General features: G+C 70.8%; 22 protein-coding genes and 2 pseudogenes. 19 read left to right on the top strand and 5 right to left on the bottom strand.

Going from position 1 to position 23,147, the window contains the following annotated elements; all coding sequences use genetic code 11:
* The first annotated feature begins 1 nt into the window (after position 1).
* From B5557_RS15515 to B5557_RS15500, 4 genes are read left to right on the top strand one after another with little or no spacing between them, the layout of a single operon-like run.
* Positions 2 to 925: an ABC transporter permease gene (locus tag B5557_RS15515; protein ID WP_079659904.1), complete on the top strand. Its 924-nt coding sequence runs from the start codon at positions 2 to 4 to the stop codon at positions 923 to 925.
* On the top strand, positions 918 to 1,901 hold the full coding sequence (locus B5557_RS15510) for an ABC transporter permease (RefSeq protein WP_079659903.1): 984 nt from the start codon (positions 918 to 920) through the stop codon (positions 1,899 to 1,901). The genes B5557_RS15515 and B5557_RS15510 overlap by 8 nt, the downstream gene beginning before the upstream one ends.
* A 7-nt stretch (positions 1,902 to 1,908) precedes the next feature.
* Positions 1,909 to 2,907, top strand: coding sequence for an ABC transporter ATP-binding protein (locus B5557_RS15505; RefSeq protein ID WP_079659902.1), 999 nt, complete (start codon positions 1,909 to 1,911; stop codon positions 2,905 to 2,907).
* Positions 2,900 to 3,973, top strand: a complete 1,074-nt coding sequence (locus tag B5557_RS15500; RefSeq protein ID WP_079659901.1) for an ABC transporter ATP-binding protein — start codon at positions 2,900 to 2,902, stop codon at positions 3,971 to 3,973. The genes B5557_RS15505 and B5557_RS15500 overlap by 8 nt, the downstream gene beginning before the upstream one ends.
* A 167-nt stretch (positions 3,974 to 4,140) precedes the next feature.
* Here the strand turns inward: B5557_RS15500 and B5557_RS15495 are convergent, their stop codons facing one another.
* Positions 4,141 to 6,276 (bottom strand): S9 family peptidase, encoded by a 2,136-nt coding sequence (locus tag B5557_RS15495; protein WP_079659900.1) that lies wholly within the window; start codon positions 6,274 to 6,276, stop codon positions 4,141 to 4,143.
* A 181-nt stretch (positions 6,277 to 6,457) separates the two neighbouring features.
* On the opposite strand from B5557_RS15495, the gene B5557_RS15490 reads away from it, so the two are divergent.
* Positions 6,458 to 6,652: a hypothetical protein gene (locus B5557_RS15490; protein ID WP_079659899.1), complete on the top strand. Its 195-nt coding sequence runs from the start codon at positions 6,458 to 6,460 to the stop codon at positions 6,650 to 6,652.
* Here B5557_RS15490 and B5557_RS15485 read toward each other — a convergent pair.
* Together B5557_RS15485 and B5557_RS15480 are read right to left on the bottom strand one after the other, a co-directional pair.
* Entirely contained in the window at positions 6,649 to 6,852 is a 204-nt protein-coding gene (locus B5557_RS15485) for a DUF397 domain-containing protein (RefSeq protein WP_079659898.1), read from the bottom strand. The two genes, B5557_RS15490 and B5557_RS15485, sit on opposite strands and share 4 nt — an antisense overlap.
* A complete protein-coding gene (locus tag B5557_RS15480) occupies positions 6,849 to 7,727 on the bottom strand; it encodes a helix-turn-helix domain-containing protein (protein ID WP_443031353.1) in 879 nt (292 codons plus the stop codon). Before B5557_RS15480 ends, B5557_RS15485 begins: the two co-directional genes overlap by 4 nt.
* 121 nt (positions 7,728 to 7,848) lie before the next feature.
* Here B5557_RS15480 and B5557_RS15475 point away from each other — a divergent pair, with 121 nt between their 5' ends.
* The 12 genes and pseudogenes from B5557_RS15475 (at position 7,849) to B5557_RS15415 (ending at position 19,339) form a co-directional block, all read left to right on the top strand.
* Positions 7,849 to 8,400, top strand: coding sequence for an ATP-binding protein (locus B5557_RS15475; protein WP_107472594.1), 552 nt, complete (start codon positions 7,849 to 7,851; stop codon positions 8,398 to 8,400).
* A 137-nt stretch (positions 8,401 to 8,537) separates the two neighbouring features.
* Positions 8,538 to 9,381 (top strand): annotated as a pseudogene (locus tag B5557_RS45125) (helix-turn-helix domain-containing protein).
* A gap of 25 nt (positions 9,382 to 9,406) precedes the next feature.
* The gene (locus B5557_RS15465; RefSeq protein WP_079659896.1) at positions 9,407 to 10,282 is read left to right on the top strand and encodes a hypothetical protein; all 876 of its coding nucleotides are present in this window, start codon (positions 9,407 to 9,409) and stop codon (positions 10,280 to 10,282) included.
* Between the two features lie 309 nt (positions 10,283 to 10,591).
* A complete protein-coding gene (locus B5557_RS15460; RefSeq protein ID WP_079659895.1) occupies positions 10,592 to 11,068 on the top strand; it encodes a hypothetical protein in 477 nt (158 codons plus the stop codon).
* Between the two features lie 19 nt (positions 11,069 to 11,087).
* A pseudogene (locus tag B5557_RS15455) lies at positions 11,088 to 11,681 on the top strand (hypothetical protein); the annotation flags it as partial.
* Between the two features lie 50 nt (positions 11,682 to 11,731).
* Positions 11,732 to 12,646: an N-acetyl-1-D-myo-inositol-2-amino-2-deoxy-alpha-D-glucopyranoside deacetylase gene (gene mshB, locus B5557_RS15450; protein ID WP_079659894.1), complete on the top strand. Its 915-nt coding sequence runs from the start codon at positions 11,732 to 11,734 to the stop codon at positions 12,644 to 12,646.
* Positions 12,646 to 13,056: a DUF6113 family protein gene (locus B5557_RS15445; protein ID WP_079659893.1), complete on the top strand. Its 411-nt coding sequence runs from the start codon at positions 12,646 to 12,648 to the stop codon at positions 13,054 to 13,056. Before mshB ends, B5557_RS15445 begins: the two co-directional genes overlap by 1 nt.
* A 154-nt stretch (positions 13,057 to 13,210) precedes the next feature.
* Positions 13,211 to 15,778, top strand: a complete 2,568-nt coding sequence (locus tag B5557_RS43690) for a hypothetical protein (protein WP_173877686.1) — start codon at positions 13,211 to 13,213, stop codon at positions 15,776 to 15,778.
* A 90-nt stretch (positions 15,779 to 15,868) separates the two neighbouring features.
* A complete protein-coding gene (locus B5557_RS15430) occupies positions 15,869 to 16,783 on the top strand; it encodes an ABC transporter ATP-binding protein (protein ID WP_079659891.1) in 915 nt (304 codons plus the stop codon).
* Entirely contained in the window at positions 16,780 to 17,520 is a 741-nt protein-coding gene (locus B5557_RS15425; protein ID WP_079659890.1) for an ABC transporter permease, read from the top strand. Before B5557_RS15430 ends, B5557_RS15425 begins: the two co-directional genes overlap by 4 nt.
* Positions 17,521 to 17,525: 5 nt before the next feature.
* On the top strand, positions 17,526 to 18,725 hold the full coding sequence (locus B5557_RS15420) for a sensor histidine kinase (protein ID WP_079664794.1): 1,200 nt from the start codon (positions 17,526 to 17,528) through the stop codon (positions 18,723 to 18,725).
* Positions 18,722 to 19,339 carry a response regulator transcription factor gene (locus B5557_RS15415; RefSeq protein ID WP_079659889.1) on the top strand — a complete coding sequence of 206 codons (618 nt, stop codon included), beginning with the start codon at positions 18,722 to 18,724 and terminating at the stop codon, positions 19,337 to 19,339. The genes B5557_RS15420 and B5557_RS15415 overlap by 4 nt, the downstream gene beginning before the upstream one ends.
* A gap of 176 nt (positions 19,340 to 19,515) precedes the next feature.
* On the opposite strand, the gene B5557_RS15410 is transcribed toward B5557_RS15415, so the two are convergent.
* Entirely contained in the window at positions 19,516 to 20,370 is an 855-nt protein-coding gene (locus B5557_RS15410) for a transglutaminase-like domain-containing protein (RefSeq protein WP_079659888.1), read from the bottom strand.
* Entirely contained in the window at positions 20,367 to 21,398 is a 1,032-nt protein-coding gene (locus B5557_RS15405) for a GNAT family N-acetyltransferase (protein WP_079659887.1), read from the bottom strand. The genes B5557_RS15410 and B5557_RS15405 overlap by 4 nt, the downstream gene beginning before the upstream one ends.
* 140 nt (positions 21,399 to 21,538) lie before the next feature.
* On the opposite strand from B5557_RS15405, the gene fdxA reads away from it, so the two are divergent.
* Positions 21,539 to 21,859: a ferredoxin gene (fdxA, locus tag B5557_RS15400; RefSeq protein ID WP_079659886.1), complete on the top strand. Its 321-nt coding sequence runs from the start codon at positions 21,539 to 21,541 to the stop codon at positions 21,857 to 21,859.
* A 113-nt stretch (positions 21,860 to 21,972) separates the two neighbouring features.
* Entirely contained in the window at positions 21,973 to 23,070 is a 1,098-nt protein-coding gene (locus tag B5557_RS15395) for a bifunctional succinyldiaminopimelate transaminase/glutamate-prephenate aminotransferase (protein WP_079659885.1), read from the top strand.
* The last annotated feature ends 77 nt before the right edge of the window (positions 23,071 to 23,147 follow it).

The following is a 23,147-nucleotide window of genomic DNA, read 5'->3' as shown; positions in this document are numbered from 1 at the left end:
CATGGGCCGGTATGTGATCCGGCGTCTGCTGCAGATGATCCCGGTGTTCATCGGCGCCACGCTGCTGATCTTCCTGATGGTGAACGTGATGGGCGACCCCATCGCCGGACTGTGCGGCGAACGACAGTGCGACCCGGCCACCGCCGCCCAGCTGAAGAAGGAGTTCGGCCTCGACAAGCCGGTCTGGCAGCAGTACCTGACCTACATGGGGAACGTCTTCACCGGAGACTTCGGTACGGCGTTCAACGGCCAGCCGGTCACCGAGCTGATGTCGACGGCGTTCCCGGTCACCATCCGGCTGACGATCGTCGCGATCCTCTTCGAGATCGTCATCGGCATCGCCCTCGGCGTCGTCACGGGCCTGCGCCGGGGCCGCCCCGTGGACACCGGAGTCCTCCTGCTCACCCTCGTCGTGATCTCCGTCCCCACCTTCGTCACCGGCCTGCTGCTGCAACTGCTGCTCGGCGTCCAGTGGGGCTGGATCAAACCGTCGGTCTCCTCCGAGGCCACCTTCGGCGAGCTGATCGTGCCGGGCCTGGTGCTGGCCTCCGTCTCCCTGGCCTACGTCACCCGTCTCACCCGCACCTCGATCGCCGAGAACAGGCGCTCCGACTACGTCCGCACGGCCGTGGCCAAAGGTCTGCCGCGCCGCCGGGTCGTCATCCGGCATCTGCTGCGCAACTCCCTCATCCCCGTGATCACCTTCATCGGCACCGACATCGGCGCCCTGATGGGCGGCGCGATCGTCACCGAGCGCATCTTCAACATCCACGGCGTCGGCTTCCAGCTCTACCAGGGCATCCTCCGCCAGAACACCCAGACCGTCGTCGGCTTCGTGACCGTCCTCGTCCTGGTCTTCCTGGTCGCCAACCTGCTCGTCGACCTCCTGTACGCCGTACTCGACCCGAGGATCCGCTATGCCTGAGCAGTCGTACGAACCTCAGGGCGCGATCGCCGGCACCGGCATGGGCGGCGCGATGGACCTGGCCGCGGCGGCGGGCGAGACCCTCGAGAGACCGCCCGGCGGCGGGCCGCAGGGCGCCGGGCCGGCCGAGAAGGCCCGCTCCCTCTGGTCGGACGCCTGGCGCGACCTGCGCCGCAACCCGGTGTTCCTGATCTCCGCCCTGGTCATCCTCTTCCTGGTCTTCATCTCCCTGTGGCCTTCGGCCATCGCCTCCGGCAGCCCCCTCAAGTGCGACCTCGCCAAGGCCCAGGAGGGCTCCCAGCCCGGCCACCCCTTCGGCTACGACGGCCAGGGCTGCGACGTCTACACACGCACCGTCTACGGCGCCCGTACGTCCGTCACGGTCGGCGTCCTCGCCACCCTCGGCGTCGCCCTCTTCGGCGGCGTGCTCGGCGGTCTGGCCGGCTTCTTCGGCGGGACCTGGGACTCGGTCCTGTCCCGCATCACCGACATCTTCTTCGCCATCCCCGTCGTCCTCGGCGGCCTGGTCCTCCTCTCCGTGGTGACCAGCAACACCGTCTGGCCGGTGATCGGCTTCATGGTCCTGCTCGGCTGGCCGCAGATCTCCCGCATCGCCCGCGGCTCGGTGATCACCGCCAAACAGAACGACTACGTCCAGGCCGCCCGGGCCCTCGGCGCCACCAACTCCCGCCTCCTGCTGCGCCACATCACCCCGAACGCGGTCGCCCCGGTGATCGTCGTCGCGACCATCGCGCTCGGCACGTACATCGCACTGGAGGCGACCCTGTCCTACCTGGGCGTCGGCCTGAAACCGCCGAGCGTCTCCTGGGGCATCGACATCTCCGCCGCCTCCCCCTACATCCGCAACGCCCCGCACGCCCTGCTCTGGCCCTCGGGCGCCCTCGCCCTCACCGTCCTGGCCTTCATCATGCTCGGCGACGCGGTCCGCGACGCCCTCGACCCGAAGCTGAGGTGAGCGCCGGATGCTGCTCGAAGTTCGCGACCTGCACGTGGAGTTCCGTACCCGGGACGGGATCGCCCGGGCCGTCAACGGCGTCAGCTACGGCGTGGACGCGGGCGAGACCCTCGCCGTGCTCGGGGAGTCGGGGTCGGGGAAGTCCGTCACCGCGCAGGCCGTCATGGGGATCCTGGACATGCCGCCGGGACGGATCACCGGCGGCGAGATCCTCTTCCAGGGCCGGGACCTGCTCACCCTCAAGGAGGACGAGCGCAGGAAGGTCCGGGGCGCCGAGATGGCGATGATCTTCCAGGACGCCCTGTCCTCCCTGAACCCCGTGCTGTCGGTCGGCGACCAGCTCGGCGAGATGTTCGTCGTCCACCGGGGCATGTCGCGCAGGGACGCGCGGGCCAAGGCCGTGGAGCTGATGGACCACGTCCGCATCCCGGCCGCCAAGGAGCGGGTCAGGGACTACCCGCACCAGTTCTCCGGCGGCATGCGCCAGCGCATCATGATCGCGATGGCGCTCGCCCTCGAACCGGCGCTCATCATCGCCGACGAGCCCACCACCGCCCTCGACGTCACGGTCCAGGCCCAGGTCATGGACCTGCTCGCGGAGTTGCGGCGCGAGTACCGCATGGGCCTCATCCTCATCACCCACGACCTCGGCGTGGTCGCCGACGTCGCCGACCGCATCGCCGTCATGTACGCCGGCCGGATCGTCGAGTCGGCCCCCGTCCACGACCTCTACAAGGCCCCCGCCCACCCCTACACCCGCGGCCTGCTCGACTCCATCCCGCGCCTGGACCAGAAGGGCGGGGAGCTCTACGCCATCAAGGGCCTGCCGCCCAACCTCCTGCACATCCCGCCGGGCTGCGCCTTCAACCCGCGCTGCCCGATGGCCCAGGACGTGTGCCGCACGGACGTACCGCCCCTGTACGACGTCGACGGGTCGGAGGCCGACGAGTCGGGGGCGGGCCGCACGAGCGCATGCCACTTCTGGCGGGAGTGCCTGCATGGCTGAGCCGATTCTCGAGGTCAGCGGGCTGTACAAGCACTACCCGCTCACCCAGGGCATCCTGTTCAAGAAGCAGGTCGGGTCGGTGAAGGCCGTCGACGGCGTCGACTTCACCCTCGGCAGGGGCGAAACCCTCGGCATCGTCGGGGAGTCCGGCTGCGGGAAGTCCACCGTCGCCAAGATGCTGGTCAACCTGGAGCGGCCGACCGAGGGCCGGATCCGCTACAAGGGCGAGGACATCTCCCGGCTTTCGGGCAGAGCCCTGCGGGCGGTCCGTCGCAACATCCAGATGGTGTTCCAGGACCCGTACACCTCCCTCAACCCGCGCATGACCGTCGGCGACATCATCGGGGAGCCGTACGAGATCCACCCGGAGGTGGCCCCGAAGGGCGACCGGCGCAGAAGGGTCCAGGACCTTCTCGACGTCGTCGGCCTCAACCCGGAGTACATCAACCGCTACCCGCACCAGTTCTCCGGCGGCCAGCGCCAGCGCATCGGCATCGCCCGCGGGCTGGCCCTGCGCCCCGAGGTGATCGTCGCCGACGAGCCGGTGTCCGCGCTGGACGTGTCGGTCCAGGCGCAGGTGATCAACCTGCTGGACCGGCTCCAGAGCGAGTTCGACCTCGCCTACCTCTTCATCGCCCACGACCTGTCGATCGTCCGTCACATCTCCGACCGGGTCGGGGTCATGTACCTCGGCCGCATCGTGGAGATCGGCAGGGACGAGGAGATCTACGACCATCCGACCCACCCCTACACCCAGGCCCTGCTCTCCGCGGTCCCCGTCCCGGACCCGGCGGCGCGGGAGCAGCGGACGCGGATCATCCTGACCGGCGACGTCCCCTCCCCGACGAACATCCCCTCCGGCTGCCGCTTCCGCACCCGCTGCTGGAAGGCGCGGGAACGCTGCGCCCTGGAGGTGCCGGCCCTCGTGGTCCCCGCGGAGTTCCGCCTCGCCACCGGCCCCGCCGCACACGACTCGGCGTGCCACTTCGCGGAGGAGATCCGGGTCGTCCCGCCCGAGGAAGCGCCGGCGGGGACGACGGACGATCACGGCGACGGAGCGCCATAGGCACACAAAGCCGCATCAACCGCGTTAACACGCAGGCAACTTCGCTGACCCGATTCCGATATACGGACGCGTCAGTCTGAACAGCGTACGGCCGTGCGGGTGCCGTAAACGGGCCGGGAGCGCCATGTCTCCCGGCCCGTTGCCTGTACCCCGGGCACCTCGGGTGACTAGTGCAGGCCCAGCGACCGCTTCAGGAAGTCCACCTGGAGGAGCAGGAGGTTCTCCGCGACCTGTTCCTGCGGGGTCATGTGGGTGACGCCCGACAGGGGCAGCACCTCGTGCGGGCGGCCCGCCGCCAACAGCGCGGAGGACAGCCGCAGCGCGTGGGCGACGACCACGTTGTCGTCGGCCAGGCCGTGCACGATCATCAGCGGGCGGTGCGGCTCGGCGGGGGAGGAGAGCCCCTCGTCGGTGACGAGCGAGCTCTTCGCGTACGCCTCCGGAGAGGTGGCCGGGTCGCCGAGGTACCGCTCGGTGTAGTGGGTGTCGTAGAGCCGCCAGTCGGTGACCGGCGCGCCCGCGATGCCCGCGTGGAACACGTCGGGGCGGCGCAGCACCGCGAGGCCCGCGAGCCAGCCGCCGTAGGACCAGCCGCGGATCGCCACCCGGGACAGGTCGAGGGGATGACTCTTGGCCAGGTCCTGAAGCGCCTCGATCTGGTCGTCGAGGCTGACCGTGAAGTCATGGTGGATCGCCTTCTCCCAGCCGGGGGAGCGGCCCGGCGTGCCCCGCCCGTCGGCGACGACCACCGCGAAGCCCTGGTCGGCGAACCACTGCGAGGTCAGATGCGCGTTGTGCGCGGCGAGGACGCGAGGCCCGTGCGGGCCGCCGTAGGGGTCCAGGAGGACGGGCAGGGGGGCGGCGGTGCCGGATGAGGCGTCACCGGGGTAGTCCGTAGGCATAAGCACGGCGCACGGGATCCGTCGTGCGCCCCCCTCGGTGAGGATCACGCGGGGAGTCAGGCCGGGATCGTCCGCAAACGACCGAACCGTCGCCGCCGGCTTCCCGTCCCGCAGCACCCGCGCCACGCTCCCCGGCCGGTCCGGCGTCGCCGACACCAGCACGGTCACCTGCCCCGCGCGCACCGCCGAGTGCACGCCGGGCTCCTGGGAGAGGCGCTCCACGCCGAGCTCGTTCACTCGGTAGACGTGCACCTCGCCGATCTCCGGCACGGCCGCGCCCTCCCCGGCCGAGGCGGATACCAGCACGTCGTCGGCCGTGACGTCCAGCACCGCGCGCACATGCAACTGGGCTCCCGTCAGCGGACGTTCGCCGACCGAGAGGACCCGGGCGCCGCCCTCGTCGGCGATCCGGACCAACTGCCCCGAGGGACTCCAGCACGGCACCCCGGGGAAAAGATCCAGCCAAATCAGATCTTCGTCGGCATGCACCATCCGGGTCATCCCGGAGTCGGTGTCCACCGCCAGGAACAGCTGACTCCGCTGGTCGCGCGCTTGTACGAGCAGCAGCGGCGCCCCCGCCCCTGACCAGTGCACTCGCGCCAGATACGGGTACCGCGCCCGGTCCCAGACGACCTCCGTGCGCACCCCGTCGAGGCCGAGCACGAACAGCCGTACGTCAGCGTTGGCCGTCCCGGCAGCCGGATAGGGCACGTGTTGTGGGTCACGTTTCGGCTGGGCCGGATCCGAGATCCACCACCGCTCCACCGGCGTGTCGTCCACACGCGTGACCAGCAGTCGGTCCGACTCCGGAGCCCACCAGAACCCGCGCGAACGCCCCATCTCCTCGGCCGCGACGAACTCGGCCAATCCATAGGAGACCGTGTCCGATTCCGGTTCCACCACCGCCCGGTCGTCCTCGCCCTCGGCCCCCACCACCCGCAGGGCACCCCCGGCGACGTACGCGACGAGCCGTCCGTCCGGGGACGGCCGGGGGTCGATCACCGGCCCGGGAACGCTGATCTCGCGCGCCGTCCCGGCCCGCAGCTCGGCCGTGAAAAGCCGCCCTGACAAGGCGAAAGACGCCAACTCGACGGCCTCGTCGGTGGCATAGCCGACGATCCCCGCACCCCCCTCGCGACTGCGTTCGCGACGCGCCCGCTCCTCGGGCGAGAGGTCCTCGGAGGCGCCACCGAGGAGGGCGGTCGGGTCGGCGGCGGGGCGTTCCGTCCCGTCCGCCGGATCGAGCACCCACAGGGAGTTCGCCCGTTTCGTCCCGGAGTCGGAGCGCAGGAACACAACACGGGAGCCGTCGGGAGCGACGGTGAACGAACGCGGCGCGCCGAGCGTGAAACGCTGGGTGCGGGCGTGCCGGCGGGGGAAGGAGTCGGACTCGGTCGTCATGGCCCGACCATATTGGCCATGCGACCCCCTTGTGCGGCTGTGCGCCGCGAGATGCGCACCCACACATAGTTATGATCACTAGCGCTGTGTGGGTATGAACCTGCTGGCTGATGTATGGATTTACAAGTTCCCTTGTTCTGTTTTTGCCCCCACGTTCCCGGGTTCTTGGAGGTGAGCCGCCGTGGCACTCTCGATTTCGGCGGTGGTGCTGCTGGCGATCATCGTCTTCTTGTTGATCAAGAAGTCCGGCCTGAAGGGCGGTCACGCGGTTGTCTGCATCCTGCTCGGCTTCTACCTGGCCTCCTCGACGATCGCACCGACGATCAGCGACCTGACGACGAGCGTGGCGAGCATGATCAGCAGCATCAAGTTCTAGACCGACGGCACGAACACGGCCCACGCCTCGGGCGAGAGCGCGAGGCGCGGGCTGTCGTCGGCGTGCTTGGAGTCACGGACGTGGATGACGGTGGGGGTGGGGGCGATCTCTACGCAGGATTCGCCGTCTGTACCACCGCTGTAGCTGCTCTTGAACCACGCGAGCTCGGTGGAGTTCCCGTCGGAGTGCTTGCGGATCATGTCTCTCCCAGCAGTTTCTCGATGAGGGTCAACGACTCCCGCGGCGGGAGTGCCTGCGCCCGGATCGTGCCATAGCGCAGCTCGAGGATGCGGAGCTGCCTCGGGTCGGTGATCGGCCGGCCGCCGAAGGCACCGTCGGAACGCCCTGCCGCCGTCCCGTCCGGGAACTTCAGCAACTCGATCCTGCCGTCCAGCCCCGGGTGGGGGTCGGTGTTCGTCGGCATGACCTGAAGTGTGACGTGGTTCAACCGTCCCACTTCCAGCAGGTGTTCGAGCTGCCGTCGCCAAGCCATTGTGCCCCCAACCTGTCGGCGTAGCGGTGCCTCTTCCTGGACGAAGTGGACCGACGGGGCTGGCTCCCGTTCGAATACCGACTGCCGGGCCAAACGAGCGGCCACCATGCGTTCCACGTCGTTCGGCGAGTACGGCGGCTGCGCGGCCTCGATCAACGCACGCACGTGTTCCGGCGTCTGCAGCAGCCCAGGGATGATGTTGCACTCGTACACCCCGATCTCGACCGCCTTCGCCTCCATTTTCGCCAGATCCCGAACCTTCTTCGGGTAGCTGACCTTCTTCACGTCCTCCTTCATCGCCGAGATCAGCCCACCCGCCTTCAGTACCTCGTCGGCCTTGTCCAGGTACTCAAGGCGGGGGATCCGCTTGCCGCCCTCGATCTTGTAGACGAGGTCCTCGCCGTACCCGACGGCCAATCCGAAGTCGGCGGCGCGCATCCCCACCGCCTCCCGGCGAAGCTTCAACTGCCGTCCCACCGTCTCCACGACCGCGACGCCCCACTCGTCGTCCGGGTCCACCTCCCAACCCGGCTCGTCCGCCTCCTCCTTGAGCTGGACCGCCCTGCCGTTCACCTGTGTCACTCGGCACCCCTCCGTCACTCGAACCGACAGCCCCGACACCACCGGACAACGTCCGGACAGTCACCGTACGCAACGGCTTCGTCACTGTTCACGGTAAGCGGGTGCGGCCACTCTGAGTGACGTGATCCAGGAAACCGTCTCTTCCGACCCCCAACCCGACGACCACTTCCGCAACTTCAGCGTGCGCCTGTCACCCACGCCTCGCGGAGCCCGCCTCGCGCGACTGCTGGCGGTGGAGCAACTGCGCTCCTGGGGACTGCCGTTGGATCCGGCCCGCCAGATCGTCGCCGAACTCGCGGCGAACGCGGCAACCCACGCACGTGTGCCGGGCCGGGACTTCCGACTGTCGCTGTACGTCATCGCGAACACGCTGCGCATCGAGGTGACGGACACGTCTGGGGACCGGCCGCCCCGCCCCCGGCAAACGGTCCCGGAGGCCGACGCGGAGTCCGGTCGTGGACTGCTCCTGGTCGAGGCGCTCGCCGACCGGTGGGGCTGGGCCCCGGAGATGCGTCCGCGCAAGACGGTGTGGGCGGAAGTCGCACTCCCACCGGAACCCGACGCGTCGTGCTTCGGTGCCGCGGGCGGCTTTTTCCGAACAAGAACCGAGGTGAAAGAACCCCACCAAGCCCCACCCCTCCCGCCCGCAGCGCAAACTCACTCACGCGAGTGAATATGCCAACTGGAGTGGATTCGGGCCGGGTTGTCTGCCCTACGCTCAGCGCAACAGCCGCAGACATGCGACGGCCCCCGCCGGGACTGCCATCCCAGTGCGAGGGCCTGACCACCGAGGAAGATAAGGGCTTCCCGATGGATGAGCAGAACCCTAGCGCGCAGCCATGCGCCGAGTCCCGTAACGCGGGCAAAAACCACCCCCACGCGGGCGGACTCACCCACGAGAACACCCGCCACACCACCCGCTTCACGGTGATCGGCAACCATCTCGCCCAGCATCGGGAGCTGTCGCTCCTGGCGATCGGCCTGGCCGTACACCTCCAGTCGCTCCCGTCGGGCGTCCGGGTCGACATCAAGACCCTCACCGCCCGCTTCCCCGAGGGCGCGACCCGCATCGCCGCAGCGCTGCGCGAACTGGAGTCCCACGGCTACCTCCGCCGCGAACGCAAGCGCATCCCCGACGGCCGGATCGTCACCCGCACGGTCTCCTGCAACCAGCCCGGACGCCGTGGCAGCGCGCCCGAGCCCTCCAGGCCGCCCACTCGACGCCCCGCACCCCGCAAGAAGCAGCTGCCGGCGGTCCCGCAGCTCGCCTGCCCGTCCCCCACCCTCCTCCAGACCGCCGTAGACCTTCTCCACCCTCCGCCGCCACGACCCCCGCCTCCTCCTCTCCGCCACCGACGTCGACCACCTCGCCCCCGGCGTCGCCGCCTGGCTGGAACGCGAGGTCACCCCCACAGCCGTACGCCACGCCCTGACCATCGACCTTCCCCAGGAACCCCTGCACCGCCCCGCAGCCCTCCTCGCCCACCGCCTGACCGCCCAACTACCGCCCCTCCCGCCGTACCGCGCCCCCGCCCCACCGTCGGCTGTCCGGCACCAAATGAGGAACTGCGACGGCTGCGACCGCGGCCTCCGCTCGCCCGAGCCGGGTGCCCGCTGCCGCGACTGCCGGGAGCTGTCGGCAACGGCGCTATGAAGACCCCACCAAGCAAAGGCACCACATGGTCAACTCGTCCCACGAGGCGATGCACCGCATCTTCCAGGAGTACCCCGGCCTGTTTGCCGGTGTCTCCGAAGTCCTCGGCCTCCCGTTCATCCCGCCCAAGCGCGTAACGGTTCTACCGACCGATCTCACTGAGATTCAGCCCGTGGAGCGCCGTGTCGACACGCTGCTGCGTTTCGAGGGCGATGAGACGTTCTTGCTGGCTGTCGAAGCGCAGAGCGCGAAGGATCCGAACGAGCCTGCCAGCTGGGCCTACTACCTCTCCTTCCTGTACGCGAAGTACAAGATCCCGCCTCTGTTGCTGGTCGTCTGCCAGGACCGGCCCACCGCAGAGTGGGCCGCGCGACCGATGGTTCTCGGGCCCGAGCAGTGGCCATCCCTCACTCTGCGTCCGCTCGTGATCGGTCCGCACAACATGCCGTTGATCACCGATCCGGACGATGCGCGCGCCGACTTTCCACTGGCTGCGCTGTCCGCCATCACTCACGCGAAGGAACGGGATGTCGGTGGGATACTGAAAACTCTGTCCACCGCACTGCACGACGCTCCCGAGGCTGTCGTCGTCACGATCATCGAATTCATCGCTCAAGGCCTCGGCGGCAACCGTCGGGCCGCGGAACTGTGGAGGAACCTGGTGGCTGTGGACCTTTCCCCGTACAAGTCGTACATCTTCGAAGAGTTTCGTGACGAGGGTCGGGCTCAGCGGGGTGCCGAGGACATCGTGCTCGTCCTGGAGGCGCGCGGGCTCGACATCGCTGACGAGGTCCGCGAACGCATCACCGACTGTGACGACCCCGACCTCCTGCGCCACTGGCTCACCCGTGCCGTCACCGTGGCGTCAGCCGAAGACATCTTCACGGAGCTGAAAGGGTGAGCCCGAGCGTGCGTGAGCTGTCCAGCCCGACTCTTCGTGCTCCGACGGCCCGCGCTCGGCCAGTCCTGTGGCGCGACAGGTCCGCCTGCACGAAGTGCCGGCGGACCGACCCCGGCCGCCGTCACAGCTTCGGGAACACGGCCAGCGTGCGGGTCAGAGGGCCGGGCCACGGACGAACCTGATCCGGAAACCGAACGGCCGGAATCGGTCACCTTTCTCCGGGCGGCCCCTTACCGCTTGACTGACCCCCTTGCCGCTCGGGAATCGTGTATATGGAGATCATTACGGAGAGTTCTTCGGGGGTTACTCATGGCCGTTCCCAGGCCGCAGACGCGTCAGTTCGAGGCGTTCATGACGAACCTCTCGTACGCCCGGCGCATGGTCGAGGCGGGCGAAATGCTGACCCCTTTCAAGTCGCCCACGATCGATATCGACGATTTCTACCGGGCGGCGTGGGTCCAGGCGGTCGCCGCCATCGACCACTGGCTGCACGAAGAGGTGCTGCGCCGTGTTGCCGAGCTGGCGGCCAAGGACAGCCCCGACATGCCGTACCAGCTGCGGGTCTACGAGTTGCCGCTGCACAGGGTCGAGGCGGTGCGGCGCGGTGACGTCACCCTTTCCGAGGCTGTTGTCGAGCATCTCCGGGACAAGTTGGCGGCTCAGTCCCTCCACCTGGAACAGCGCCGCTCCATCGATGAGGCGAGCGTGAACGACGCCGTCGACTGGATCGAGCGCATCGCCCTCGCCCACGTACTCGACGACGAGGGGGGACAGACGGCCGGGTAGGCGGTGGGGGCAGGTGCTTCGTTACCGGCTGCCCACCGCCCTCATGGTGGTCGTCCAGGACCACGCCACCGCCGCGTGGGCCCAGCTGCCGGTGGCCAGTGGCCCTCCTGGGCTGCCCACCCTCACCATCAGCCCCCTCGTGGCGGGCCCCCACAACATGCCGGTGATCACCGACCCGGCCGAGGCCGAGGAGGACCTCGTGCTGGCCACCCTCGCGGCCATCACACACGCGGGCGATCCGGCCATTGGTGACATACTGAAAGCCCTGTCCACAGCGCTGCACGAGAAGCCCGAAGTCGTCGCTGACCCCATCATCGAACTCATCGCACAGGGCCTGGGCAACCGCCCGGCCAAAGAGCTCTGGAGGAATCTGGTGGCCGTGGATCTTTCCTTCTACAAGTCATCCATCTCCGAAGAGATCCGTGCCGAAGCGCGCGTCCAGACAGCCGCCGAGGACATCCTGATCGTCCTGGAGGCGCGTGGTCTCGACGTTCCCGACGAGACCCGCGACCGGGTCACCGACTGCGACGACCTCGACCTCCTGTGCCACTGGCTCACCCGTGCCGTCACCGTGGCGTCCGCCGAGGAGATCTTCGCGGACGGAAACGCCTGAGTGAGAGACGGGGCCGCCAGGGACGGCGGGCGGCCTCGTAGGGTGGCCCCATGAAGGAACTGCCCGCCCGGCGTCTGTTGCTGGTGCACGCGCACCCGGACGACGAGTCGATCAACAATGGCGTGACCATGGCCAGGTATGCCTCCGAGGGTGTGCACGTGACGCTGGTCACCTGCACGCTCGGCGAGCGCGGCGAGGTCATCCCGCCGGAACTGCGGCACCTCGCCGGGGCCGAGCTCGGCGCGCACCGGCTGCGTGAGCTCACCGCCGCCATGGCCGAGCTCGGCGTCGACGACTTCCGGCTGCTCGGCGGCGCGGGGCGGTACGGCGACTCCGGGATGATGGGCCTGACGGACAACGACGACCCCGCCTGTTTCTGGCAGGCCGACCTCGACGAAGCCGCCGCTTCCCTCGTCGAGGTGATCCTCGAGGTACGCCCCCAGGTCCTCGTCACCTACGACGACAACGGCGGCTACGGCCACCCCGACCACATCCAGGCCCACCGCGTCGCCCTGCGCGCGGCTGAGCTGGCCGAGGGCGTGGCCGAGGGCGCCGGGTGGCGCATCCCCAAGGTGTACTTCAACCGCGTCCCGCGCTCCGTCGCCGAGGCCGCCTTCGCCCGGCTCCAGGAGGAGCTGCCGGGGCTGCCCTTCACCGCGAGCGCCGTCGTCTCCGACGTACCGGGTGTCGTGGACGACGATCGCGTCACCGCCGAGATCGACGGCGGCGAGGGCGACGGTGCGTACGCCGCCGCCAAGGCCGCCGCGATGCGCGCGCACGCCACGCAGGTCGAAGTCGCCCCCGGCGAGCGGTACTTCGCCCTCTCCAACGACCTCGCGCAGCCCCTCTTCGCGACCGAGTACTACGAACTCGTACGCGGCGAGCCCGCGCAGAGCCGGGAGACCGACCTCTTCTCCGGCATCTCCGGCCACTCCGTCATCGCCGGAACCGAGGGAGTCGCCTGATGTCCGACCGTGGTTCGATGCTCGCCCAGCCGCTCCGGATGCCCCCCGCCGGACGGGTCGCCGCCTACCTGGGACTTGTGCTGCTCGGCGCGGTAGCCGGTCTCGCCGGGGCGCTCGTCCAGGCCGGCTGGTTCCCGGGCGGACTGCTCCTCGCGCTCGTCGGCGCGGCCGGCCTCTTCGTCGGCGGGGCGCGCGCCCTGAACACCCGCGCCGGGGCCGTCGCGCCCGCCGCCGGCTGGATGATCTCCGTCATCCTGTGCACCGCGGGCCGTCCCGAGGGCGACTTCCTGTTCGGCGCGGGAGGCGGCTCCTACCTCTTCCTGCTCGGTGGCATGGCACTTGCTGTGATCTGCGCCACGATTGGTTTGGGGCGGCAACCGGGCGGCGATGGCGTCCGACTTGGCAAGTGACGTACCACTTCACCCTGACGGGTCCGTGGGAGTCCCGTGTGGGTTTCCCCGGCGGTCGTGGGATACGGGCCAGAAGTGGCCAGTATGGTGGTGCGCGCCGCCGAGCTGCCCGTGAGGTCGTGGCGGGCGGCGGAGCCAACCTGGAGAACCTGCCTTGAGTCGTGAAACTGACAGTCCGTCCTCCGGGCCCAACGGGTCCAACGGGCGCGGCGGAGCCGCATACCCCTCGGGCACGCCGCCGTACGGCACCCCTGTGGTGTCCGACGGCGGTGCTGACGCGGGTCGTTCGGCCGCGCAGCCGGAGGACCGCAAGACCGAGACCACGCTGACGACGCGGATCCGCATCAACATCCCCGGATCGCGGCCGATTCCGCCGGTCGTCGTGCGTAAACCCGTCGCGGACAGCGAGAGTACGAACGCGAGCGCGGGCGACGACAAACCCAACGGACGTGCCCGCACGGGCCCCGACACGCAGTCGGCGGCTCCCGCGGGCCCCGGCGGGTCCGTCGGTTCCGTCGGTTCCGTCGCGTCGGAGACCGCCTCGTTCGAGCTGCCCGCCGAACCGGTGCCCGGCGCCGACGAGAAGACGAGCGACTGGTTCGCGCCACGCAAGTCCGGACCCGCCAAGGGCGGTCAGGGCGGCGGCTCCACCAACGGGGCAGGTCTGCCGGGCGGTTCGGCCGCCGGGACGAGCGCCCCCGCGAGCAGCCCGCAGGGCCCCGCTGCAGGCGCGGCCGGCGGCGCGCGGCCGGGCGCCGGGCGTCCCGGTGGCGTGGTCGGCTCCATGAGCGTGCCCGGCGGCGCCCGCTCCGGCGGCACCAACGGCGCGGGGCTGCCCGGCGGAGCCACCGGTGGTCCCGTGGCTCCGGGGCACGGTGGCGGCACGGGCTCCTTCGACGTGACCGAGGCGCTTGCCGCGGGCCCCCTGGGCAACGGCTCCCGCCCGGGCCAGGGACCGGCTCAGGGCCAGACCCCTGGTCAGGGACAGCTCCCGCAAGGGCAACTCCCGCAAGGGCAGCTCCCGCAGGGCCAGGGCCAGGGCCAGGGCCAGGGCCAGGGGCAGGGGCAGCAGGGGGGCGGCGGCGCCGAGTCGCGTCGCGACAACCTGCCGTACTTCTCCGACAACGGCCAGAACGGCCAGCCCAACCAGAACGGTCAGGGCGGCTTCCCGGCCGGTCCCGGTGGCTCGTACGACTTCAACGGGCCGGACGGCCCCGGCGGTCACGGCGGCCTGGGCGGCCCGCAGGGCGGTCCCGCGGGCCCGACCGGCGGCCCGGTCACCGGCGACGGCCCGATGATCCCCCCGATGGGCGGCGGCGCGATCGGCGCTGCGGGCGCCCCCGGTGGGACCCGCGCGCCCGGCGCGCCCACCGCGCCCGGCGGCCCCGGCCACCCCAACGGCCCCCGCGGCCGCGGCGGTCCCGGCGGCCCGCGTTCAACCGCTCCTGGCGCTCCCGGTGGCCCTGGCGCGCCCGGCGGCCCCGGTGCCGGGGCCGGCACCGGTCGGCTCCCCGGTGGGGGACTGAGCGACGACACCGCGATCCTCACCCCGCAGAAGCCCGCCCCCGAGCCGGGCGCGGGCGGCTACGGCGGCAGGCCCGTCGACAACGTCTCCGGGCACACCGTCACCAGCGGCATCCCCGTCGTGCCCTCCGGCGGGCCGGGCGGCGGCGCCACGCGCGCCGACGGCCCGGTGCCGCACACCCCGCCGAACGGGACGGCCACGGTCCCGCAGAGCGCGTCCGGGGGCGGCGACTCCAAGAAGAAGAAAAAGAAGAAGGGCCGCAGCAAGCTGCCCCTGCTGGGCGGCCTGGTGGTCGTCGCGGGCGTCGGCGTCTACGGCGCCGGCCTGCTGATGAACCACTCCGACGTGCCCAAGGGCACCACCGTGCTCGGCGTCGACATCGGCGGCGGCACCCGCGACGACGCCGTCAAGAAGCTCGACGACGCCTTCGACAAGCGCGCCGCCCAGCCGCTGAAGCTGTCCGTCGGCGGCGGCACCGTCACCCTCAAGCCGGACCAGTCGGGCCTGCAGTTCGACATGCAGGCCACGGTCGACGCCGCCGCCAAGAGCGACTACAACCCCGTCTCGGTGATCGGCTCGCTGTTCGGGCAGCACCGTGAGGTCGAGCCCGCGATGCCGGTCGACGAGGAGAAGCTCCAGGCCGCTCTGGAGAGCGCGGCGGGCGGCTCCGGCTCGGCCTCCGACGGCACGATCAAGTTCGAGTCCGGCAAGGCCGTCGCCGTCTACGGCAAGCCGGGCAAGGGCATCGACGCGTCGAAGGCCGAGTCGGCCGTGGTCGAGGCCTACCGCAGCCAGGTCGAGACCGGCACGACCACCCCGGTGACCGTGCCGACGACGACCAGGCAGCCCACGGTGTCCAACGCCGAGGTCGACCGCATGATGAAGGAGTTCGCCGAGCCGGCGATGTCCGGCAAGGTCACCCTCCAGACCAAGGACGGCGTGCACCGGATCTCCTTCAGCCCGAAGAACTCGCTGTGGAAGTTCCTCCAGGTCAAGGCGATCAACGGCAAGCTCGTCGAGAGCTACGACCAGGCCGCGCTGAAGGAGCTGTACGGCGGCACCTTCGACACGGTGCTGATCACCCGCGGCACCGGTCAGAAGACGGCCGTCACGGTCCAGGACGTCATCGGCGCCCTGCGCCCGGCCCTGAAGAGCGAGACGAACCGGACCGCGATCATCGAGACGAACCCCAGCTGACCCGACGCGGTGCCGTATGACATCTGTCATGCGGCACTGCGGACGGCCGACACTGCCGCCTGCCCGGCCCCCGGCGCGACGATTGCTGTCATGACGACGACGACAGCGCCGGTGGTCGGGTTCGACCAGGTGAGCAAGAGTTTCGGTGAGGTGCGGGCCGTGGACGGCCTCAGCCTCACCCTGCGCCCGGGGGAGACCGTGGCGCTGCTCGGCCCCAACGGGGCGGGCAAGTCCACCACCCTCGACCTCCTGCTCGGCCTCAAGCACCCCGACAGCGGCGCCGTCCGCCTCTTCGGCGCCACCCCGCGCGAGGCGATCGTCGCCGGCCGCGTGGGCGCGATGCTGCAGAGCGGCGGCCTGATGGACGAGGTCACGGTCGCCGAGCTGGTCCGGCTCGCCTGCGCCCTGCACCCCAAGCCCTACCGGCCCGCCGACGTGCTGGCCCGTGCCGGCGTCACCCAGATCGCCGACCGCAAGGTCGACAAGCTCTCCGGCGGCCAGGCCCAGCGCGTCCGGTTCGCCCTCGCCACCGCGGGCGACAGCGACCTGATCGTCCTGGACGAGCCCACCACCGGCATGGACGTCACCACCCGGCAGGCGTTCTGGGCCACCATGCGCGAGCAGGCCGACCAGGGTCGCACGGTCCTGTTCGCCACCCACTACCTCGAAGAGGCCGACGCCATAGCCGACCGCGTCCTGGTCCTGCACCGGGGCCGCCTGCTGGCCGACGGCACCGCGGCCGAGATCAAGGCCAAGGCCGGCGCCCGCAGGATCGCCTTCGACCTGGAGGGCGACATCGACGAGGCCGCCCTGCGCGCCCTGCCGTTCCTCACCACCCTGGACGTGTCCGGCCGGACCGTCCGCATCCAGTCCACCGACGCCGACGCCACCGTCCACGCCGTCTACGGCCTCGGCCTCTACCCCCGCAACCTCGAAGTCGCCGGGCTCGGCCTGGAGCAGGCATTCGTGGCCCTCACCACCGCCGAGGAGGCGAAGTCGAAGTGAACGGCCTGATCAAGCTGGAACTCATCCGCGCCCTGCGCAACCGCAAGTTCCTGTTCTTCTCGGTGATCTACCCGTCGGTCCTGTTCCTGCTCATCGCGGGCAGCTCCGACAGCACGCAGAAGATCGACGGCACCGGCCTCACCCTCCCGACCTACATGATGGTCTCGATGGCCTCCTTCGGCGCCCTCACGGCCGTCCTGATGGGCAACAGCGAGCGCATCGCCAAGGAGCGCCAGAGCGGCTGGGTACGGCAACTGCGCCTGACCACCCTCCCCGGCCGCGGCTACGTCCTGGCCAAGACCGCGAGCGCCGCCGTGGTCAGCCTCCCGTCCATCGTCGTGGTCTTCGCCGTCGCCGCGGTCGTGAAGGACGTACGGCTGGACGCCTGGCAGTGGCTGGCGCTGACCGGCTCCATCTGGGCCGGCAGCCTCGTCTTCGCCGCCCTGGGCGTGGCGATCGGCTACCTCGCGAACGGGGACGCGGTCCGCCCGATCACGATGATCACCTACTTCGGCCTGTCGATCCTGGGGGGCCTGTGGATGCCCACGACGACCTTCCCGACCTGGCTGCAGGACATCGCCAAGTGGGTGCCCACGCACGCGTACGCTGCCCTGGGGCAGGCGATCGAACAGAGCCAGGCCCCGCATGCCAAGGACATCGTCATCCTGGTCGTCTTCTTCGCCCTGTTCACGGGCGGCGCGGCCTGGCTGTACCGGAAGGACACGCTGAAGGCGTGAGCGCCATGACCGACGACCAGTCCCGCGAGACCCGGCCGGGGCTTGCGATCGCTCTGGGGCAGACGGCCCGCAACCGGCGCGAGCTGTGGCGTCGCAAGATCCTGTGGATCGGCGTCTGGCTGGTGTTCCTCAGCTCGCCGGTCCACGACCTGGTCTCCGGCCACCACTCCACCGGCGGCGCCGTCGCCGGCTGGCTGGGCCTCGCGGTGTTCGTCGCCCTCTACCTCTCGCTGCTCCTCCGGGACATGGGGGCGACCCCGTATCCGCCGAAGCTCATCGCCGCCCTGATCGGCTCCATGGCGGTGCTCGCCACCGTCCTCTGCCTCACCCTCGGCTCCCCCTGGCTCGGCCTGTACTGCTACGTCTCCGTGGCCTGCGGAATGGTGCTCCCGCTGCGGGTGGCGTTCTGGACGATCCCGGCCACCGGCGCGGTGCTGCTCCTCGTCGGCCTGCGCACCGACGAGGAGGAGGCGCTGAACCTCCTCCTGCTGGTCCTGCTCATCGGCTTCGCGATGACGGGCGTCAGCCAACTCGTCCGCACGACCGTGGAGTTGCGCAAGGCCCGCGCCACGGTCGCCCAACTCGCCGCGAACGAGGAACGGCTGCGCCTGGCCAGAGACCTGCACGACCTCCTCGGCCACTCGCTCTCCCTCATCACCCTCAAGAGCGAGCTGGCCGGCCGGATGCTCCCCGACCACCCCGACAAGGCGGCCCAGCAGGTCGCCGACATCGAACAGGTCAGCCGGCAGGCCCTGGTCGACGTCCGCGAGGCCGTCACCGGCTACCGGCGCCCCCGCCTGGCCGCCGAACTCGCGGGCGCACAGGTCGCGTTGACGGCCGCCGGCATCACCGCGGCGATCCCGGCCGAACCGGACCTCGACGGCGTCCCCGAGGACACCGAGTCCGCGCTCGCCTGGGCCCTGCGCGAGGCGATCACCAACGTCGTACGCCACAGCGGCGCCGCCCGCTGCACGGTGGACCTCGTGCGCCGCCAGACCCTCGACGGCCCCGTCGTCGAACTCTCCGTCGAGGACGACGGCCCCGGCGGCGGCTCCGGCAAGGGCCCCGGCAACGGCCTCACCGGTCTGACGGAACGCCTGGAGAAGGCGGGCGGCACCCTGGAGGCGGGCCGGGTCAAGCGCGGCTTCCGGCTGACCGCCCGGGTCCCGGCAGGACCGGTGGCCCCCGTAGGATCCCGCACATGAGTGGTGGCACGATCAAGGTCCTCCTGGCCGAGGACCAGTCGATGGTCCGCGAGGCCCTGGCGGCCCTGCTCGGGCTGGAGGACGACATCGAGGTGGTCGCCCAGGTGGCCCGTGGCGACGAGGTCCTCGCGGCCGCCCACGCCCACGACGTCGATGTGGCGCTCCTCGACATCGAGATGCCGGGCTGCACCGGCATCGAGGCGGCGGCCCAACTCCACAAGGAACTCCCGCGGTTGAAGCTGGTCGTCCTCACGACCTTCGGCCGCCCCGGCTACCTGCGCAGCGCCATGGAGGCCGGCGCCGACGCCTTCCTCGTCAAGGACGCCCCCGCCGCGCAGCTCGCGGAGGCGGTCCGCAAGGTCCTGGCGGGCGAGCGGGTCATCGACCCCACGCTCGCGGCAGCGGCCCTGGCCGGGGGCGCCAACCCGCTGACCGACCGCGAACGCGAGGTCCTGCGCGCGGCGGCCGACGGCTCGACCAACGCGGAACTGGCGGCGGCCCTGCACCTCTCCCAGGGCACGGTCCGCAACTACCTCTCCACGGCGATCCAGAAACTCGCGGTACGCAACAGGGCGGAGGCGGTCCGGACAGCAAGGGAGAAGGGCTGGCTGTGAAGGGTGACTTGTAACAGGGCTTGAGAGCAACGCCCCTAGGGGCGCGGGGCTGTTTCGATGTGCGGCTCCGCCGCGATGAGGGTCCCCCCGCTCGAGCGAAGCCGAGAGTGGGGGAGCGACCAGCCACAACGGGCCGGCACGCACACACGCACAGAACCCCTATGGCGCTGAGGCGGTCAGTTCAGCATCGCCCGCGCAGCGAACGCCTCCTTCCGCACGCGCTCCGCGGCCTCCTCGTCCACGACCTCCACCAGCCCCGCGTACTCCTCCAACTCCGCGGCCCCGCCCAGGAAATCCCCCCGCCGCACCAGCAACTGCCCCTTCTCGTACCGCAATCTGGCCGGATGCGAGGGCACCGCCAACGCCAACTCCACGGCCCACAGGGCGACATCCGACCGCTCCGGGCGCGCCGCGGCCCATGACCGGATGTTGTTCAGAATCCGCGTCACCACCTCCAACGGCTCGGCCGGCGTCAACATCGACGTCTCCAGAGGAGCCCCCGTCGCCCCGGCTACCAGCAGCTCCGCGTCGCCGCCCGACAGCACCCGCCCCCCGTCGAAGGGATCGACGAGCACCTGCCGCTCGAGGTCCGTGGGCGGCCCGAACCCCACCACGAAGTGCCCGGGCAGCGCGACCCCGTACACCGGCGCCCCGGCCCGCCGTGCCACCTCCACCCACACCACCGACAGCAGGATCGGCAGCCCCCGCCGCCGTACCAGCACCTGGTGCAGCAGCGACGACTCCAGCCGGTCGTAGTCCGCGGCGGAGCCGCCGAACCCGTACCCCTCGCCGAGCAGCTCCCGCAGCGCCACCGCCCACGCCCGCGGACCGCCGGGCCGGTACGGCAGCTGCCCCGCCAGCCGGTCCAGCTCGATCTGGGCGGCGTCCAGACCGGCCTCGTCCAGCTCCGGGTCGGCCGCCGCGCCGATCAGCAGGCACAGCAGGGCCAGATCGGGCCGCTCGGCCCGCGCCTCCTCGGCGAACCGCCGCCGCACCTCACCGAAGTCGAACCCGGCGTCGAACCCGCTCACGACGACTCCAGCGACGACCCCGGCGACGACTCCAGCGAGGGTTCCCGATAGTGGTGGTACGCGTGATGCGCGCCGAAGCCCAGCCCGGTGTACATCGCCCGCGCCCCCGCGTTCTCCGTCTCCACCTGCAGCCAGGCCGCCGACGCCCCCTCCGCCAGCGCCCGCCGGGCCAGCGCGCCCATCACGGTCGTGGCGAGCCCCTTGCGCCGCTGCGCCGGATCGACCTCGACGGCGGCGAACCCGGCCCACCGCCCGTCCACGACCAGCCGCCCGATCGCGGCCGGAGCAGCGCCGGACGCGCCGGGCACGGAGGCGAACCACACCGACGGCCCAGCCCCCAGCACCTTCAGGGCCACCTCGCTCACCCCCTTGCGCTGGTACCGCGCCAGCCAGGCCTCGTCGGCCTCCCGGGCCAGCGCCACACCCTCAGCGTCCGCCCGGTCCGCGACCGGCGCCAGCGCGCCCACCCACAGCTCCGCCGTCACCTCACGCACCCACCCCCGCCGCTCCAGCTCCGCGCACAGCAGCTCCTGGGCGCCCTCGGCCCCCGTCGCCGTCTGCACGTAGGCGGGCAGCCCACGCTCGCCGTACCAGCGCCGTACGGCGTCCAGGGCCGCGTCGAGCGACACGCCCGGGTCGCCGAGCGGCAGCACCGAGTTGGCGCGCCGCGTGAACCCGGCGGCGGCCCGCAGCTCCCACCCGCCGAGCCGCTCGCTCTCCACGGGACGCCACGCCCGGGCCGCGACCCGGGCGAGCTCCTCGTACGAGGCGGCCGGCCCCCGGCGCCGGGCGGGCGCGGCCGGCACGACCTTCCCGGCGACCAGCGAGGACTCGTCAATCAGGGCGGTCTCCCCGCTCTTCCGTGTGATCGTGAGCACACCGGCGTCCCATGATGTGAGAACACCCACCGTGTCGGTGAATTTCCCCTCGGTTACCCCAACGCTGGTCAGACATCGCACAGAGACACGTTTGCCCACGTCAGCAGTGGTGATGCGGACCTCAAGGCGTCCGGCGGACGATATTCCCACTGGTCAGTTCACCCCTCCTGTTCGGATCATGGCCAAGAACGGAGATACTAGGGGCGGGCATCGACGACGCCGCGCTCCCGCGCGCCAGGCGGCGGAGCCTGAGGAGGCCCGCCAGCGCCCTATCGAGGAGGAACGACAGCGTGACCTACGTCATCGCGCAGCCTTGTGTCGACGTGAAGGACAAGGCGTGCATCGAAGAGTGCCCGGTCGACTGTATCTACGAGGGCCAGCGGTCCTTGTACATCCACCCGGACGAATGCGTCGACTGCGGCGCCTGTGAACCGGTCTGCCCGGTCGAGGCGATCTTCTACGAGGACGACACTCCGGAGGAGTGGAAGGACTACTACAAGGCGAACGTCGAGTTCTTCGACGACCTCGGCTCGCCCGGCGGCGCCAGCAAGCTGGGTCTGATCGAGCGCGACCACCCCTTCGTCGCCGCGCTGCCGCCGCAGGCCGAGTAATCCGCACCAGCGGCCCGCACAACGCGCCGCCTCGGTCCCGTACGGCCTGATCACGCCTGATCGCCGTACGGGACCGAGGCGTTTGCCGTACGTACGAAAGTGAGCCAGTAACCGTGTCCTCCGTAGTCTCCGACCGCCTGCCCACCTTCCCCTGGGACAAGCTGGAGCCGTACAAGAAGACGGCCGCAGCGCACCCGGACGGCATCGTCGACCTCTCCGTCGGCACCCCGGTCGACCCGGTGCCCGACCTGATCCAGAAGGCGCTGATCGACGCGGCGGACTCCCCGGGCTATCCCACGGTGTGGGGCACCCCGGCGCTGCGCGACGCGATCACCGGCTGGCTGGAGCGCCGGCTGGGCGCCCGCGAGGTCACCCACCGCCATGTCCTGCCGATCGTCGGCTCCAAGGAGCTCGTGGCCTGGCTGCCGACCCAGCTGGGCCTCGGCCCCGGCGACCGCGTGGCCCACCCGCGTCTGGCCTACCCGACGTACGAGGTCGGCGCCCGTCTGGCCCGCGCCGATTACGAGGTCTACGACGACCCGACGACTCTGGACCCCGAGGGCCTGAAGCTGCTCTGGCTCAACTCGCCATCGAACCCGACGGGCCGGGTGCTGGGCAAGGAGGAGCTGACACGGATCGTCGCGTGGGCCCGCGAGCACGGCGTCCTGCTCTTCTCCGACGAGTGCTACCTGGAGCTGGGCTGGGAGGCCGACCCGGTCTCGGTCCTCCACCCGGACGTCAACGGTGGCTCTTACGAGGGCATCGTCTCCGTGCACTCCCTCTCCAAGCGGTCCAACCTGGCCGGCTACCGGGCGGCCTTCCTGGCCGGTGATCCGGCCGTCCTCGGCCCGCTGCTGGAGATCCGCAAGCACGGCGGCATGATGACGCCGGCGCCCACCCAGGCGGCGGTCGTGGCGGCCCTCGGCGACGACGTCCACGTCCGCGAACAGCGCGAGCGCTACGCGGCGCGCCGCGCGTCCCTGCGGGCGGCGCTGATCGGGCACGGCTTCCGCATCGAACACAGCGAGGCCAGCCTCTACCTCTGGGCCACCAAGGACGAGTCCTGCTGGACCACGGTCGCCCACCTGGCGGACCGGGGCATCCTGGTCGCCCCCGGCGACTTCTACGGCACGGCGGGCGAGCAGTTCGTGCGCGTGGCGTTGACGGCGACGGACGAACGCGTTCGAGCAGCGGTGGAACGACTGACCTGAAAGGCGCGGGACTGTATCAACGAGAAGGGACCCGGGGCAGCCCCGGGTCCCTTCTCGCTGCTGTGCGGGCGGCTCAG

The organism is Streptomyces sp. 3214.6 (genome assembly GCF_900129855.1).
GTDB classification, from domain to species: domain Bacteria; phylum Actinomycetota; class Actinomycetes; order Streptomycetales; family Streptomycetaceae; genus Streptomyces; species Streptomyces soliscabiei.
Note: the sequence above shows the minus strand (reverse complement) of the source record. Positions and strands in the feature narration are given on the sequence as shown.